Origin of the sequence: Thermus sp. CCB_US3_UF1 (genome assembly GCF_000236585.1) — a bacterium.
GTDB lineage: Bacteria > Deinococcota > Deinococci > Deinococcales > Thermaceae > Thermus.
In genome coordinates this window covers 977224-989142 of the sequence record NC_017278.1, presented here as the reverse complement: position 1 = coordinate 989142, position 11919 = coordinate 977224, and the positions used below count along the sequence as shown (strand labels likewise).

The 11919-nt window shown below is 71.0% G+C and carries 12 protein-coding genes and 1 riboswitch; of the genes, 5 read left to right on the top strand and 7 right to left on the bottom strand.

What is annotated here, in order from left to right; translation table 11 throughout:
* Nucleotides 1-11 precede the first annotated feature (11 nt).
* Nucleotides 12-917, top strand: coding sequence for a DUF72 domain-containing protein (locus TCCBUS3UF1_RS04945; protein ID WP_014515410.1), 906 nt, complete (start codon nucleotides 12-14; stop codon nucleotides 915-917).
* Here the strand turns inward: TCCBUS3UF1_RS04945 and TCCBUS3UF1_RS04940 are convergent.
* Complete coding sequence (locus tag TCCBUS3UF1_RS04940) at nucleotides 914-2500, bottom strand: gamma-glutamyltransferase family protein (protein ID WP_014515409.1); 1587 nt, start codon at nucleotides 2498-2500, stop codon at nucleotides 914-916. The two genes, TCCBUS3UF1_RS04945 and TCCBUS3UF1_RS04940, sit on opposite strands and share 4 nt — an antisense overlap.
* A gap of 23 nt (nucleotides 2501-2523) precedes the next feature.
* Here TCCBUS3UF1_RS04940 and mntR point away from each other — a divergent pair, with 23 nt between their 5' ends.
* Nucleotides 2524-3189 (top strand): manganese-dependent transcriptional regulator MntR, encoded by a 666-nt coding sequence (mntR, locus tag TCCBUS3UF1_RS04935; protein WP_014515408.1) that lies wholly within the window; start codon nucleotides 2524-2526, stop codon nucleotides 3187-3189.
* A complete protein-coding gene (locus TCCBUS3UF1_RS04930) occupies nucleotides 3177-4199 on the top strand; it encodes a low specificity L-threonine aldolase (protein WP_014515407.1) in 1023 nt (340 codons plus the stop codon). The genes mntR and TCCBUS3UF1_RS04930 overlap by 13 nt, the downstream gene beginning before the upstream one ends.
* On the opposite strand, the gene TCCBUS3UF1_RS04925 is transcribed toward TCCBUS3UF1_RS04930, so the two are convergent.
* Genes TCCBUS3UF1_RS04925 through TCCBUS3UF1_RS04900 form a run of 6 tightly spaced genes read right to left on the bottom strand, consistent with a single transcriptional unit; the run spans nucleotide 4181 to nucleotide 9076 of the window.
* Entirely contained in the window at nucleotides 4181-5347 is a 1167-nt protein-coding gene (locus tag TCCBUS3UF1_RS04925) for a serine hydrolase (RefSeq protein WP_014515406.1), read from the bottom strand. The two genes, TCCBUS3UF1_RS04930 and TCCBUS3UF1_RS04925, sit on opposite strands and share 19 nt — an antisense overlap.
* Nucleotides 5348-5351: 4 nt before the next feature.
* Nucleotides 5352-6089, bottom strand: coding sequence for an SDR family oxidoreductase (locus TCCBUS3UF1_RS04920; protein ID WP_014515405.1), 738 nt, complete (start codon nucleotides 6087-6089; stop codon nucleotides 5352-5354).
* A gap of 39 nt (nucleotides 6090-6128) precedes the next feature.
* Nucleotides 6129-6470, bottom strand: a complete 342-nt coding sequence (locus TCCBUS3UF1_RS04915; RefSeq protein WP_014515404.1) for a hypothetical protein — start codon at nucleotides 6468-6470, stop codon at nucleotides 6129-6131.
* A complete protein-coding gene (locus tag TCCBUS3UF1_RS04910; protein WP_014515403.1) occupies nucleotides 6451-7203 on the bottom strand; it encodes an ABC transporter ATP-binding protein in 753 nt (250 codons plus the stop codon). Before TCCBUS3UF1_RS04910 ends, TCCBUS3UF1_RS04915 begins: the two co-directional genes overlap by 20 nt.
* Nucleotides 7190-8218 carry an iron ABC transporter permease gene (locus TCCBUS3UF1_RS04905; protein WP_014515402.1) on the bottom strand — a complete coding sequence of 343 codons (1029 nt, stop codon included), beginning with the start codon at nucleotides 8216-8218 and terminating at the stop codon, nucleotides 7190-7192. Before TCCBUS3UF1_RS04905 ends, TCCBUS3UF1_RS04910 begins: the two co-directional genes overlap by 14 nt.
* Nucleotides 8219-8221: 3 nt before the next feature.
* Nucleotides 8222-9076, bottom strand: coding sequence for an ABC transporter substrate-binding protein (locus TCCBUS3UF1_RS04900; RefSeq protein WP_014515401.1), 855 nt, complete (start codon nucleotides 9074-9076; stop codon nucleotides 8222-8224).
* Between the two features lie 133 nt (nucleotides 9077-9209).
* Nucleotides 9210-9369, bottom strand: a riboswitch (cobalamin riboswitch).
* 118 nt (nucleotides 9370-9487) lie between these two features.
* Here TCCBUS3UF1_RS04900 and TCCBUS3UF1_RS04895 point away from each other — a divergent pair.
* Nucleotides 9488-10681, top strand: a complete 1194-nt coding sequence (locus tag TCCBUS3UF1_RS04895; RefSeq protein ID WP_014515399.1) for an ROK family transcriptional regulator — start codon at nucleotides 9488-9490, stop codon at nucleotides 10679-10681.
* Complete coding sequence (locus TCCBUS3UF1_RS04890) at nucleotides 10638-11873, top strand: ABC transporter substrate-binding protein (protein WP_014515398.1); 1236 nt, start codon at nucleotides 10638-10640, stop codon at nucleotides 11871-11873. Before TCCBUS3UF1_RS04895 ends, TCCBUS3UF1_RS04890 begins: the two co-directional genes overlap by 44 nt.
* Nucleotides 11874-11919: the final 46 nt, after the last annotated feature.

Sequence of the window (11919 nt, the reverse complement as noted above, 5' to 3'; positions counted from 1 at the left end):
CTAAGGGCACCATGCCCATCCGCGTGGGCACCGCCAGCTGGACGGACGAGACCCTCCTGGCCTCTGGCTGGTACCCGCCCGCGGTGCGCCACCACCCGGAAAGGCGCCTCCGCTACTACGCGGAACACCTGGACACCGTGGAGGTGGACAGCACCTTTTACGCCCTGCCCCGCCTCGAGGTGGTGGCCAAGTGGGCGGCGAGGACCCCGGAGGGCTTCCTCTTCCACGTGAAGGCCTACTCCGCCTTCACCGGCCACGGCCTCGAGGCCCAAACCCTTCCCAAGGACCTGAGGGCCCTCCTCCCCACGAAGGAGGGCCACCTCCCCCAGCGGGAGGTGCCCGAGGAGGTGGTGGAGGAGGCCTGGCGGCGCTTCTTCGCCGCCCTCACCCCCTTGCGGGAGGCGGGCAAACTGGGCTACCTGCACTTTGGCCTCCCTCCGTGGACCGAACCCAAACCCCGCAGCTTCCAGTACCTGGAACGCCTGGCGGAAAGAACCCAGGGCTACCTGGTGGCCGTGGAGTTCCGCAACCCTAGGTGGTACGTGGCCTGGGGCTTCGTGAAGCGGGAGCTGGAGCGGCTGGGCCTGGTCCACGTGAGCGTGGACGCCCCACCCCACCCCGAGGCCCCGCCCCGGGTGCTGGAACCCACCCACCCCGTGGCCGTCCTCCGCTGCCATGGCCGCAACGCCGAAGCCTGGAAGGGCCCCCACCGCAAAGCCTACGAGCGCTTCAACTGGCGCTACTCGGAGGAGGAGCTGGAAGACCTGGCCGAGGCCACCCGTACCCTGGCGGCGCGGGCGGAAACCGTCTACGTCACCTTCAACAACAACTACGGCACCCAAGGGGTGGAGGCGGCCTTGGGCCTCAAGCGCCTCCTGGGCCTGGGACCACCCCCCTGGGCGGGGAGCCTCCTCTAGAGGGCCAAGGCCAGCCCCTCGGCCCGGGGGTCGCTGGCCCCCACCAGGGCCTCCCCCTGGCGCAGAATGGCCTGGCCCCGGCCAAAAAACCCCGGCTCCGCCTCGTACCGCACCCGGTGCCCCAGGTCCTTCAGGAACAGGGCCACCGCCTGCGCCACCCCCGGCTCCAGGGCCACCTCGTCCCCCTCCCGCCCCGGCACCACCTGCCACCGGGGCCGGTCCAGGGCCGCCTGCGGGTTGAGCCCAAAGTCCGCCAGGCCCACCACCACCTGCACGTGCCCCTGGGGCTGCATAAACCCCCCCATGACCCCGAAGGGGCCCAAGGGCTTCCCCTCCCGGGTGAGAAACCCGGGGATGATGGTGTGGTAGGGCCGTTTCCCCGGCCCTACCCGGTTGGGGTGCCCTGGCTCCAGGCTGAACCCCAGCCCCCGGTTGTGCAGGGCGATCCCCGTCCCCGGCACCAGCACCCCCGCCCCAAACCCCTGGTAGTTGGACTGGATCAGGGAAACCATCACCTCCCCGTCCGCCGCCGCCAGGTAGACCGTCCCCTCCGGCCTAAGACCAGGAAGCACCGAGGGCAGGGCCCCCTCCCCTATGAGCCGCCGCCTCTCCGCCGCGTAGGCCCGGGAGAGAAAGGCCTGGGGAGGAACCTCCGCGTACCGGGGGTCGGCCACGTGCCGGAAGGCATCGGCCAAGGCCAGGCGCATGGCCTCCACCTGCAGGTGGTAGCTCCAGGGGTCCTCGGGCTTGAGGCTGAACCCCTCCAGGATGGCCAGGGCCAAAAGGACCGCCACCCCCTGGCCATTGGGGGGCAGCTCGTGCACCGTGAGGCCCTTGTACTCCAGGGAAAGGGGTTCCACCCATTCCGGGGTGTGGGCCTTCAGGTCTTCCAGGGTGAGGAGGCCCCCCGTGGCCTCGCTGAACCGGGCCAGGGCCTCGGCCAAAGCCCCCCGGTAGAGGCTTTCCCCGTGGCTCTCCGCGATCTCCTTCAGGGTCTTGGCGTGCAGGGGGCTCCGCCACACCTCCCCCGCCCTAGGCGCCCGCCCCCCGGGGAAAAAAACCTCCTGGAAGGCGGCAAACTCGGGGCCCCTAAGGGGCAGGTACACCCCTTCCGCCCGCCGCCAGGCCCGGGCCGTCTCCGGCCCCACGGGGAAGCCCTCCTCCGCGTAGCGGATGGCCGGGGCCAGGACCTCGGCAAAGGGAAGCCGGCCCCAGCGCCCGTGCAGGGCCCGCCACCCCGAAATCGCCCCCGGCACGGTCACGGGAAGCCAGCCCCTCTCGGGCATCCTGCCCTGGGGAAGCCGCTCCGGGGAAAGGGCCAGGGGGCTTTTCCCCGAAGCGTTCAGGCCATGGAGCTTCCCGTCCCACACCTGGGCAAAGAGGTCCCCCCCGATCCCGTTGGCGGTGGGCTCCACCACCGTGAGGCAGGCGGCCATGGCGATGGCCGCGTCCACCGCGCTTCCCCCCTTGAGGAGCATCTCCATCCCCGCCAGGGCCGCCAGGGGCTGGCTCGTGGCCACCACCCCCCGCCGCCCCAGGACCACGAAGCGGCGGGAAGGGTAGGGGTAGTGGGTGAGGTCCATGCCCCCATGCTACCTTGAGGGGGATGGCCCGTCCGCCCCTTTCCGAAGCCCAGGAGGACTACCTCAAGCAGCTTTTCCTCCTCCAGGAAGCCCTGGGAGGGGCCGTCCCCACCCAGGCCCTGGCGGAACGGCTTGGGGTCCGGCCCCCCTCGGCCACGGGGATGCTGAAGAAGCTGGCCGCCTTGGGCCTGGTGGAACACCTCCCCTACCGGGGAGCCCGGCTCACGGAGGCCGGGCAGCGGGTGGCCCTCGAGGTCCTGCGCCACCACCGCCTCCTGGAGGCCTACCTCCACCGGGCCCTGGGGTACGGCTGGGAGGAGGTACACCAGGAGGCCGAACGCCTGGAGCACGTGATCAGCGAGGCCTTTGAGGAGCGGATCGCCGAGCTTCTCGGCCACCCCCCCTTTGACCCCCACGGGGACCCCATCCCCACCAAGGATCTGGCCCTCCCCCCCCAATCCACCCTGCCCCTGGCCGAGGCCCCCCTGGCGGAGGTGCGGGTGGTGCGGGCCCTGGCCCAGGACCAGGGCACCCTGAACCTCCTTTCCCGGCTGGGCCTGGTCCCGGGTACCCCCTTGCGGGTGCTGGAGAAGGCGGGAGGGGTGCGGATTGAGCTCAAAGGGGAGGTCCTCCTCCTGCCCCTAGAGCTGGCCCAGGCCGTGGGGGTGGAGGCAGCATGCGGCCCATAGACCTGCGGAGCGACACCCTCACCCGGCCCACCCCGGCCATGCGCCGGGCCATGGCCGAGGCGGAGGTGGGGGACGACGTCTACGGGGAAGACCCCACGGTGAACCGCCTGGAGGCCCTAGCGGCGGAGATGCTGGGCCTGGAAAGCGCCCTCTTCCTGCCCACGGGCACCATGGCCAACCAGGTGGCCCTCCTCCTCCACCTCCCCCGGGGGGCGGAGGTGGTGGTCCCCGAAGGGGCCCACCTCTACGAGTACGAGCTCGGGGCCCCGGCCCTCCTGGCCGGGGCCCTGGTCCGCCCCGTGCCCGCCCCTTACGGGGTTCCCGACCTGGAGGCCCTGCAGGGCGCCCTGCGCCCGGGCCCCTTCCAGGCCCCCACGGGGCTTCTGGCCCTGGAGAACACCCACAACCTGGCCGGGGGTACCGTGGTGCCCCTAGAGGTCCAGGAAGCCTTCCTCCGCCTGGCCCAGGCCCACCGCCTCCCCACCCACCTGGACGGGGCCCGCCTCTTCAACGCCGCCACCTTCCTCGGGGTGGAGGCCGCCCGCCTGGCCCGAGGCTTCGCCACGGTGACGGTCTCCCTCTCCAAGGGCCTGGGGGCCCCGGTGGGGAGCCTCCTCCTCCTGCCCAAGGCCCTCCTCCCCGAGGCCCGCCGCTACCGCAGGCTCCTGGGCGGGGGGTGGCGGCAGGCGGGGGTGTTGGCGGCGGCGGGCCTGTTGGCCCTGAACGAGGGGCCCAAGCACCTGGAGCGGGACCACGCCCTGGCCCGGGCCCTGGCCCAGGGCCTCCTCCGCCTGGGCCTCGAGGTGGACCCCCAGGCGGTGCAGACCAACATGGTCTACGCCCGGGTCAAAGACCCCCAAGGCTTCCTGGCAAGGCTCCGGGCCCACGGGGTCCTGGCCGGGGCCGTGGGGGGAAGGGTACGCTTCGTCACCCACCGCGACCTGAGGGACGAGGAGATCCCCGAGGCCCTAAGGCGGGTGGAGGCGGCCCTTCAGGCCAAAGCCCCGTAGACCAGGGTGCGGAAGGCCAGGCCCAGCCGCTGGCCCAGGCGGGAGTGGAGGGCTTTTTCGGGGCGGGCGAGGGAAAGGAGGTTGGGGGCCTGGGTGAGGAGGAGGGCGGTGAGGCCCAGGCTGGGGTCCACCAGGAAGTGGGTGCCGCCAAACCCCCACCAGTACCAGTCCCCCGGGCTTCCCGGGGCCAGACCCCCCTCCCCCAGGCGCACCGCCACCCCCAGGCCGAAACCGTAGCCGGGGCCGGGCAGGTACTCGGGGCCGCGGCGGAGCCCCTCCCCATAGAGGGGGCCCAGGTGGTCTGCGGTCATCAGCCGGGCCAGGCGGGGGTGGAGGAGGCCCTGGCCCCGGCGCAGGGCCTCGAGGAAGCGGAAGTAGTCCCCCGCCGTCCCCACCCCCCCTAGGCCCCCGGCGTACCGGGGGGGAGGGGCTTCCACGGGGATGAGGCGGATGCGCTTGCCCGTTTCCGGGTCCTGAGGGAAGGGTTGGGCCAGGCGGGCCGGGTCCTTGGCCCAGAAGCCCGCATCCTCCATGCCCAAGGGGCCGAAGACCCGCTCCCGCAAAAGGGCCTCCAGGCTCTTGCCGGAAAGGGCCTCGAGGAGGTGGCCCAGGACATCGGTGGCCAAGCCGTACTCAAAGGCCTCCCCCGGCTGGAAGCGGAGGGGAAGCCGGGAAAGGCCCGCCAAAAAAGCCTCCCGCGAGAGGTCAAAGCGCTCCACCCCCGCTTCCAGGTAAAGCCGCCGCACCGGGGAGGGGAAAAAGACCCCGTAGGGGAGGCCGGCGGTGTGGCGCAGGAGCTCGTAAAGGGTAAGGGGGCGGCGCAAGGGCTCCCAAACCACCTCCTCCCCCACCTCCCGCCCCACCCTAAGCCCGGCCAGCTCCGGCAGGTACTTCTCCACCGGGTCCTGGAGGGAAAGGACCCCCTCCTCCACAAAGGTGAGGGCCAGGGCGGAAACCCAGGGCTTGGTCATGGAGTAGAGGCGAAAAAGGGCATCCTCCCGCATGGGAAGGCCCTTCTCCGGGTCCAGGTACCCCCCTACCCCCAGGTAGGCCACCTCCCCTTCCCGGGCCACCAGGGCCACGAAGCCGGGCAGCAAGCCCTCAGCCACCAGGCCCCGCAGGTAGGCGTCCAGCCTGGCAAAGCCCATGGCCCTAGGCCGGGGCGGCCCCGATGGACCGCCCCCCATCCACGAAGAGGACCTGGCCGGTGATGAAGCTGGACTCCTCGGAAACCAGGAACAGGGCGGCATAGGCCACCTCCAAAGGCTTCCCCGCCCGCCCCAAGGGCGTGGCCGCAATGGCCTTCTCCCGCACCTTCTCCGGCACCTTGGCCGTCATCCGCGTCTCAATAAACCCCGGGGCCAGGGCGTTCACCCGGATCCCCCACCGCCCAAGCTCCAGGGCCAGGGTCCGCATAAGCCCCACCACCCCCGCCTTGGAGGCCGCGTAGTTGGCCTGCCCCAGGTTCCCCAGGTACACCCGGCTCGCCGTGAGCACGATGCTCCCCGGGTTCCGCTCCCGCATGGCCTCGCTCGCCGCCCGGGCCACCAGAAAACTCCCCGTGAGGTTCACCCGGAGGACCGCCTCCCAGTCCTCCAGGGGCATCTTCCAGTGGAAGTTGTCCCGGGTGATGCCCGCATAGTGCACCACCCCGTCCAGGCGGCCAAAGGCGGCCAGGGCCTCCCGGAAGCCCCCCTCCACCGAGGTGGGATCGGCCACGTCCATCACCAGGGGCATGGCCCCCGTGGCCGAGGCCGCCTCCCCCAGGGGGCCTTCCTCCAGGTCGCAGGCGATGAGCCTCGCCCCCTCCCGGGCAAAAAGCTCCAGGGTGGCCCGGCCAATCCCGTGGGCCGCCCCGGTGATGAGGATCACCTTGTCCTTGAGCCGCACCGCGCACCTCCTCACGACCGAACGGTCGGTAAGGGCACCCTACCCCTCCGCCCCCCCCTCCGTCAAGCGGGGCCAGCGCCAGGCGTAATAGGGGGTTTCCACAAAGGGGGGCGGCCCCCCCAGGTAGACCCGCAAGCCTGGCAGGACCAGGGTCTCCCCCTCCCACTCAAAGGCCAAGGGGTCCACCGCCAGGGGGTAGTGGAGCACCCCCTCCCGGGGAAGGCCCAGGCGGAGGCGCTCCGGGGGGGAGATCCGCCCCACCAGGAAGTAGCGGGCCCGCCTTGGGCCGCTTTCCGTGTAGAACTCCACCTCTTCCCCCAAGTCCAGCAAAAAGGCCCGGCCCCGCACGTAAAGCCGGGCCCTATCCGTCCAGGTAGACATGGGGCCTCCCCTCCAGGTGGGCCACCCGAACCCGGGGGCCGTAGAGGCTTTTCAAAAAGGCCTCGCTGAGCACCTCCCCAGGCCCCCCCTCGGCAAGAAGCCTTCCCCCTTTCAGGACCGCCACCCGGTGGGCCAGGGCCGCCTGGTTGGGGTCGTGGAGGACGGAGAGCACCCCCACCCCCAGCCGGGCCAGGCCCTGGAGCAGGGCCACCACCTCCCCTTGGTGCTCGAGGTCCAAGAAGGTGGTGGGCTCGTCCAGGAGGAGGTAGCGGGGCCTGGCCGCCAGGGCCCGGGCCAGGAGGACCCGTTGGCGCTCCCCCCCGGAAAGGGTGCCGAGGGGGCGGTGGCGGAAGGAAAGGGTCCCCGTCACCTCCAGGGCCCAGGCCACGGCCTCCCGGTCCTCCCGGGTCTCCCGCCCCCAAAGCCCTAGGTGGGGAAGCCGGCCTAGGCGCACCACCTCCTCCACCAGGAGGCCTTCCGGGTAGGGGCCGCTTTGGGGCAGGTAGGCGAGAAGCTGGCCCCGGCGGTAGCTCCCGTAGGCCCGAAGGGTACGGCCCTCCAGGAAGACCTCCCCCGCCTTGGGCCGGAGGAGGCCCGCCATCACCCGAAGCAGGGTGCTCTTGCCCGAGCCGTTGGGGCCAAGGAGGGCCAGCCACTCCCCTGGCCTTAGGGCCAGGTCCACCCCCAAGAGGGCGAAGGGGCCCCAGATGCCCTTGGCCTCAAGCCCGGCCACGCCGCCTCCACATCAGGTAGAGGAAGAAGGGCCCGCCCAGCAGGGTGGTCACCACCCCCACGGGGAGCTCCGCGGGCCGGGTGAGGGTGCGGGCCAGGAGGTCGGCCAGGGAGAGGAGGACCGCCCCCCCCAGGGCGCTGGCGGGCAGGAGGAGGCGGTAGTCCTCCCCCAGAAGCCGCCTCAGGACGTGGGGGGTGACCAGGCCCACGAAGCCGATGATCCCCGCCTGGGCCACGGCCGCCGCGGTGAGGAGGCTCGAGGCCATGAGGAGCAGAAGCTTCAGGGCCTCCAGGGGAAGCCCCAGGCTCTTGGCCGTCTCCTCCCCCAGCTGGAGGGCGTTGAGGACCCGGCCCAGGAGGAAAAGGCAAGGCAGGGCCAAGGCCAGGAAGAAGGCCAAGGCCTTGACCCCCGGCCAGCCCACGAAGGCCAGGTTGCCCAGGGTGTAGGCGAAGACGGCCCGCACCCGGTCCGCGTCCTGCAGCATCAGGTAGGTGGTGGCCCCGGTGAGAACGCTCCCCACCACCACCCCCGCCAGGACCAGCTCCCCCGTCCTGGCCACACCCCCAGCCAGGAGGAGGGTGAGAAGCGTGGCCAGAAGGGCCCCAAGGAAACCGAAAAGGGTGGCGGAAAGGGGCAGGGACTGGAAGACGGCGTGCTGGGCAAAAGCGGGGGAAAGCCCACCCAGGAGGGCCGCCAGGAGGGCCACGGCGAAGGCCGCCCCTGCGGCCGAACCCATGAGGTAAGGGTCGGCCAGGGGGTTGCGGAAGAGGCCCTGGAAAGCCGCCCCCGCCACCCCCAAGGCCGCCCCCACCAGCATCCCCCCCAGGACCCGGGGCAGGCGCATCTCGGTGACGATGGGGTTTTCCCCCTGGCCCAGAAGGGCCCGGAGCACCTCCTGGGGGGGGAGGCTCACCGCCCCCAAGGCCACCCCTAGGACCAGGGCCAGGCCCAGGAGGAGGAGGAGCCAGGCGAAGACCAGGCTCCGCCTCAGGGCCAGGGGAAGGGCCTGGGTCATGGCCTACCGTCCGTGGAAGCAGTCCACCAGAAGCCTAAGCCCCTGGGCCACCCGGGGGCCGGGGCGGGAGAGGAGGCTGTCCTGGCCTCCGGTGAAGACGCAGATCCGCCCCCTTTGCACCGCGCTCACCCGGCTCCAGCCCGGGCGGGTGCGGAGGGTTTCCTGGGCGTTGGGGTAGGTGGCCACGATGACCTCGGGGTTCTTCTCCACCACGAACTCGGGGGCGATCTTGGGGAAAAGGCCCAGCTCCTTGGGAACGATGTTCACCCCCCGGGCCTTGGCGATGAGCACCCCGATGAAGCTCTCCGGCCCCACGGTGTAGGGGGTGGGATCGATCTCGTAGTACACCCGGGGACGGGCCTTGGCCTGGGCGGCCCGGGACTCCTCCCCGTAGACCTCCCGCTGGATCTGGGCCACCAGGCGCTCCGCCTGGGCCTCCATCCCCAGGAGCCGGCCCAGGGTGCGGGTGGTGCGGAAGATGTCCTCGTAGGTCTCGGTGCGCACCGCGTAGACCGCAAGCCCCGCCCGCTCCAGGGTCTCGTAGAGGCGGCCATACTTGGAAACCAGCACCAGATCGGGCTTCAAGGAAACGATGAGCTCGGGGTTGGGGTTGTAAAGCCCCCCGGCCTTGGGCAGGGCCTTCACCCTTTCGGGCCAGTCGGAGTAGTCGTCGGTGGCCACCAGGCGGTCGCAAGCCCCCAGGGCGCAAAGGGTTTCCGTCACCGAGGGGAGCATGGAAACCACCCGCTTGGGGGGGGCCTTCAGGGTCACCGTGCGCCCCAGGTCGTCGGTGAGGGTAAGGGGGAAAGCCCAAGCCAAGGCCAAGAAAACCGCCAAGAGAGCCAGTACCCTTTTCATGCCTACCTCCCTAAGGCCGCTAGGGCCAGGCCCGGGGGAGGTAGGGAAAACCCCTGCCGGGAAAACGGCAGGGGCGCATACCGCGGGTGCACCCCCATCGCTCCCCCCATCCGCGTGAGGTGCCCGCCCATGGGGCATGGCGGGCGGCCCTGGCAGGTATTCGGGCTTCCGGCCTGCGGCGGAAGGCATGGTGCGGGGCCGGTTACCGTTGCGGGACAGCGCCGGACTTGCACCGGACTTCCCCACTTTAAGCCTGGACTACGCGCCCAGGCACCAGGGCAACGGGACCTGGCTTTAGGGCCCTAGCGGGCCTTAAGAGGAGGCTAAGGCCAAGCTTGGCAAAAGGCAAGGGCTTGACGGGAAACCCGGTGGGTGATTTACTTAGTCCTGAGAACGAACTAAGGAGGTGGGGTGCGCAAGGGGGATACGCAGGAAATCCGCAGGCTCAACCGCCGGGCCATCCTGGGCCACCTGCGGCGGGGCCCCCTCACCCGGGCGGAGCTTTCCCGCCTTACCGGCCTGGCCAAGAGCGCGGTGAGCCGCCTGGTGGACGAGCTTTTGCAGGAAGGCCTCCTGGAAGAGGGGGCCTTCACCTCACCCCCTGTGGGCCGCCCCGGCACCCTCCTCCACCTGCGCCCTCGAGCCCGCTTCGCCCTGGGGGCCGAGGTGGGGGTGGAGGGTACGGTCCTCCTGGCCCTGGACTGGCGGGGGGAGGTGCTTTGGACCCTGGAGTGGCGCCACGCCCCCCAAGCCGGGCCCAAGGAGCGCCTGGAACGGCTTTGGCAGGAGGTCCTCCCCCGGGCCCAAGGGGCCTTGGGGCTGGGCTTCACCCTGCCCGGGGTGGTGGTGGGGCTACGCCTGCTCAAGGCCCCCAATCTGGGCTGGGAGGACCTGGACCTAAAGCCCTTCCTTGCCCCCCTGCCCTTCCCCGTCCTGCCGGAAAACGACGCCAAGGCCTCGGCCCTCTCCGAGGTGTTCTTCCACGGTGAGGCCAACCTGGCCTACCTGGTTCTCAGCACGGGCCTGGGGGTGGGGGTGGTGGCCGAAGGCCGCCTCCTGCGGGGAACCGGGGGGGCGGCGGGGGAGGTGGGCCACTGGCTGGGGAGCGGGGAAACCCTTTGCGCCTGCGGGCGCCGGGGGTGCCTGGAGCGGGAGCTGGGCCTGGGGTCCCTCCTGGCCCGCTACCAGGCCCTGGGGGGGAAGGCAGGGGACTGGGACGCCCTGCACGCCCTGGCCCGGGAGGGCGACCCCTTGGCCCTACAGGTCATCCGCCAACTGGGCGAGGCCCTGGGGCGGTTCGTGGCCAACCTGGCCGTGGCCTACGACCCGGCCCGGGTGGTGGTGGGGGGGAAGGCCGCAGAGCTCTTCCCCCTCTTGGAAGAACCCCTACGCCAGGCCCTCGAGGCCCACGCCTTTTTGCCCACCCACCGCTCCCTCCCGGTGCACCCCTCGGCCTACGGGCATCTGGCGGCGGCGGTAGGAGGGGCCAGCCTGTTTCTGGCCCGCTTCTTTGAGCTGGGCGGCCTGTGGGCGGAAAGCCCACGTCGCAATGGAGGTAGGTATGAGGAAGTGGCTTTGGGCGATCGGCATGGTATTGGGGCTTAGCGCCCTGGCCCAGACGGGCAAGCTGGAGATCTTCTCCTGGTGGGCGGGGGACGAGGGGCCGGCCCTCGAGGCCCTCATCCGGCTCTACAAGCAACGCTACCCCAACGTGGAGGTCATCAACGCCACGGTCACCGGGGGCGCCGGGGTGAACGCCAAGGCGGTGCTCAAGACCAGGATGCTGGGCGGTGACCCCCCCGATAGCTTCCAGGTGCATGCGGGCATGGAGCTCATCGGTACCTGGGTGGTGGCCGACAGGATGGAGGACCTCACGGGCCTCTTCCGCCAGGAGGGGTGGCTCCAGGCCTTCCCCAAGGGGCTCATTGACCTGATCTCCTACAAGGGCGGGATCTGGAGCGTGCCGGTGAACATCCACCGCTCCAACGTCATGTGGTACATCCCCGCCAAGCTGCGGGAATGGGGGGTGAACCCGCCCCGCACCTGGGCCGAGTTCCTCTCCACCTGCGAAACCCTCAAGCGCAAGGGCCTGCAGGCCCCCTTGGCCCTAGGGGAGAACTGGACCCAGCAGCACCTCTGGGAGAGCGTGGCCCTGGCCCTCCTGGGGGCGGACGGCTGGAACAACCTCTGGAACGGGAAGCTGAAGTTCACCGACCCCAAGGCGGTGGCGGTGTGGGAAACCTTCGGCAAGGTGCTGGACTGCGCCAATAAGGACGCCGCTGGCCTCTCCTGGCAGCAGGCCGTGGACCGGGTGGTCCAGGGCCAGGCGGCCTTCAACATCATGGGGGACTGGGCCGCGGGCTACATGGCCACCACCCTGAAGCTCCGCCCCGGCACCGACTTCGCCTGGGCTCCCTCCCCCGGCACCTCGGGGATCTTCATGATGCTCTCCGACTCCTTCGGCCTGCCCAAGGGGGCCAAGAACCGCCAGAACACCCTCAACTGGCTCCGGCTGGTGGGCTCCAAGGAGGGGCAGGACACCTTCAACCCCCTCAAGGGTTCCATCGCCGCCCGGCTGGACTCCGACCCGGCCAAGTACAACGCCTACGGCCAGTCGGCCATGAAGGACTGGAAGTCCAACCGCATCGTGGGCTCCCTGGTCCACGGGGCGGTGGCCCCCGAGAGCTTCATGAGCCAGTTCGGCACGGTGATGGAAATCTTCCTGCAGAGCAAAAACCCGCAGGCGGCGGCCAACGCCGCCCAGGCCATCGCCAACCAGGTGGGCCTGGGCCGGTAAGGCCCCTTCGGCCCCGTGGGGGCTTTACCCCCACGGGGTTTTCCCC